This is a genomic window from Bacillus sp. AY2-1, from assembly GCF_008368965.1.
GTDB classification, from domain to species: domain Bacteria; phylum Bacillota; class Bacilli; order Bacillales; family Bacillaceae_G; genus Bacillus_A; species Bacillus_A thuringiensis_S.
On sequence record NZ_QPEL01000234.1, the window covers coordinates 1 to 3080 of the forward strand.

Genomic DNA, 3080 nt, shown 5'->3' on the forward strand with positions numbered 1-3080 from the left:
CTTCATTATGCCTAAATTAACTTCTAAATATATTTATTTTATAATTTTTATATAACAAAGAAAACATACTAAGATTAGTAGTGCAGACCAAGGCATTGGTTCGCACTACTATTTTTTATATAGTAGAAGTGAAGAAAGGGTCGTGGGTGCTTTGGGATTTTGAATCCGTAAAAAAAACTGACCTTCTTCACTTACCTTATTTGAATCAGTTTTTAGTATGTTGGTCCTCGAGATCGTGTATAAGAAATGGGAATCGATAAGTGTAAGATGAAGACTTCAATTTTCCATCAGGAGGAACTTTATGAGACACGTAATTGCTTTTGATATCAGTATGGGTAAAAGTTATATGGTAATTTATAATGCACAAAAACAATGTATCTTTGAAAAGGAAATCCAACATTTGAAACCTGATTTTAAAGAGCTACAAAAAAAAGATATATGAGCTTACCGAGAAAACTGGTAAATTACCTGAAATTGTGTTCGAGGCAACAGGAATTTATTCTAGACAGCTAGAACGATTTATGCAGGATAATCAGTATACATATTGTCTATTAAATCCCTTAGAAGCAAAACTACAATGTGATTCCTTACGGATTCATAAAACGGACCGAAGTGATGCACATCGCCTAGCTCTTACCCACTTTACAGCTACCCGAAGGGTATCTCATGGAACGAATCACATATTCCATCAGTTAAAATCTCTTTCGAAATTCTATAGCGAACTAGATGGAGAATTATCAGTGATTCGTAGTCGTATGCATAAAGTTATTCAATTAACATTTCCTGAATTAGAAAAAAATGTTCACGAGTAAATCTGAGTTATTTTTAAATTTTGTTCAACTATTCCCCCATCCAGATTGTGTTTTAAGTCTTTCTAAAACGATTATAAAAAATCGTATTCGTGCTAATACCAATAAAAAAATATCAAATATTATGGCAGAGAAAAAAGCCATTCAAATACTTGAAATAGCGAAAAACTCCTATCCAGCTGTTTCTCAAAATGATGTCTTGTGTGATCAACTTAAAGCATACGCAAAACGTTATCAAGAACTACTTCAACAAAAGGAATGTTGTATTAACAAGATGGTATTTATAGCCGAACAACGTGCAGAGTATAGTATCATTCTGAGTCTTCCCGGAATTGGACCAAATACAGCGGTCCGCTTAATGGCTGAAATAGGAGATATAACTCGTTTTGCGAATAACAAGCAATTGAATGCCTATGCCGGTATTGATATACGTCGCTTTCAATTAGGTAAAACTTTTTATAAAGATAAAATTAATAAACGTGGAAATAAATATTTACGGAAATTACTTTTCCTAATCATCCAAAATATGATTAAACTACGGCGTTACGGACGAAATCACATTATAGAGTACTACGATAAATTAAAAACGCAACCCTATAACAAATGTCATAAAGTTGCGTCCATTGCATGTGTAAATAAGTTATTGAAACTTCTACTTCACCTTATTACACACAATATACACTATGATTATCGGTTAGCAGCCTAACATCATAGTTTCATTCATCATACCATATCCGCCCCTAGTAAAAAAATGAATCCCTGCTAGGGGTATTTTGCATGTATAAAAATGGATACCTATATTTTGTGATATCCAGTCCATTAAAAATCTAAAAATATAGGTTGACTAATCGTAAGAAAAAGCACCCATTTCGAATGCTTTTTGACTTAAAGTAGATTCTCTTTAATTTTATTAATTATAATTTGAGCTGCTGATTTATCATCTTGTACCTTTAAATTTTTCCATCCTACATGAAGATTGAAATTAGTACATTTAGCTCCGCCATAAAAGGAATCATTGTAATAGGTTAAATTAAGTTCCCAATACTCGATTCCGTTCGTTGGACTTTCAATTGTATAAAAAAATGTTTTAATCTCGCTGACTGTATCTCTTATAGTATCCATACTAACTCCTCCTTCTCTTCACTCTATCTATTCGACAGAAAAGGGAAAAGTCCTACAAAATAGAAAGTCATCACAGAAAGTGACAGCACTAATGTCTGTAAATAAAAAAGTTCTTTACTATAATAAAAAACCTTCTTTCCATATGTACGTAGAGTCCTAAAATAGTAACTCTCATTATTAAAATATGAAAAATATCGACAAATTGATACAACTCTTATCCTATTATTTTATTTAATAGTTTTCCTTAGAAGGCTTATGTTTTTCATTGAGGAAAAATATGATTGCTTAAAGTATGTGGTAAAAAGATCTGTTCATTGACTCTTCTATTTCATGTACGCTTATAAACTCAATTTTCAATCGTTTCTTTATAGTACTTTGCGATAAGCTTTATAAATTCAATTATTGGGTAGGTAACTAGAGAAGAAGATTGTGTAAAGTGAACATTTTCTCTTTGAAGTATTATGATAAGCTCCTCTACCGTCATTTCTTTTTGTATGATTTTACTATAATGTTGAAATACAACTTGTTTCCATTTATAAGAGGGGCCATGAAAATAGGTTTCTCCTTTTACAGGATAATTAAAAATCATTTCTAATTTTTCTCTTCTTTTTGTTTCTCCTACTTTACCTTTCATAAAAAAACACTCCTTTAAATTATTTTACAATACAAAGTTTTATTACGACTCTATATGTATATATTTATCGCAAAGTCAACTTTCTCCTACCGATTTTTATATTTAATAAAATTCAAATTATAAAAAGTAAATCTTCAAATATTGATGTACCAGTTTCCAAAAACAATAGTAAAGAACAAACTCTACTAAACCAGTAAAAAAATACAATGTATGACCTTGATATAGCACATTTTGAACAATGTATGTTTAAAAGTGAAAGTAATGTAATTTATTATCATAGAAGTATTCGTTAAATTTGAATTTAACGAACAGTTGGAAAAATGAGAGTTAACCCCTTCCCCATTGTTGTAGAAAGACATGAAAATGGATACTTTTTAGACACGAAAGTAGATACTTCTAGAATATCTTTCGTTACTAATATAAATTCCAAATGAATTTTCACTTCACATTTAATTAGGTTTTGCTGAAATGCAAAAAAAGAGAGCAAAACTCTCTTTTTCATTTAATCAATATTA

General features: G+C 30.3%; 3 protein-coding genes and 1 pseudogene. 1 reads left to right on the plus strand and 3 read right to left on the minus strand.

What is annotated here, in order from left to right:
• Positions 1-301 precede the first annotated feature (301 nt).
• Positions 302-1515 (plus strand): annotated as a pseudogene (locus DN403_RS29460) (IS110 family RNA-guided transposase).
• Positions 1516-1694: 179 nt separating this feature from the next.
• Here the strand turns inward: DN403_RS29460 and DN403_RS29465 are convergent.
• The 3 genes from DN403_RS29465 to DN403_RS32070 all read right to left on the minus strand — a co-directional run bounded on the left by DN403_RS29465 (position 1695) and on the right by DN403_RS32070 (position 2995).
• Entirely contained in the window at positions 1695-1931 is a 237-nt protein-coding gene (locus tag DN403_RS29465; protein ID WP_000379740.1) for a hypothetical protein, read from the minus strand.
• A 346-nt stretch (positions 1932-2277) separates the two neighbouring features.
• A complete protein-coding gene (locus DN403_RS29470) occupies positions 2278-2565 on the minus strand; it encodes a hypothetical protein (RefSeq protein ID WP_149186058.1) in 288 nt (95 codons plus the stop codon).
• Between the two features lie 301 nt (positions 2566-2866).
• Positions 2867-2995 carry a hypothetical protein gene (locus DN403_RS32070; RefSeq protein WP_255452087.1) on the minus strand — a complete coding sequence of 43 codons (129 nt, stop codon included), beginning with the start codon at positions 2993-2995 and terminating at the stop codon, positions 2867-2869.
• Positions 2996-3080 lie beyond the last annotated feature (85 nt).

What these genes read in the sequence shown, in the direction of transcription:
- DN403_RS29470 (WP_149186058.1), bottom strand. Translation starts at nt 2,565, where the DNA reads ATGAAAGGTAAAGTAGGAGAAACAAAAAGAAGAGAAAAATTAGAAATG.
- DN403_RS29465 (WP_000379740.1), bottom strand. Translation starts at nt 1,931, where the DNA reads ATGGATACTATAAGAGATACAGTCAGCGAGATTAAAACATTTTTTTAT.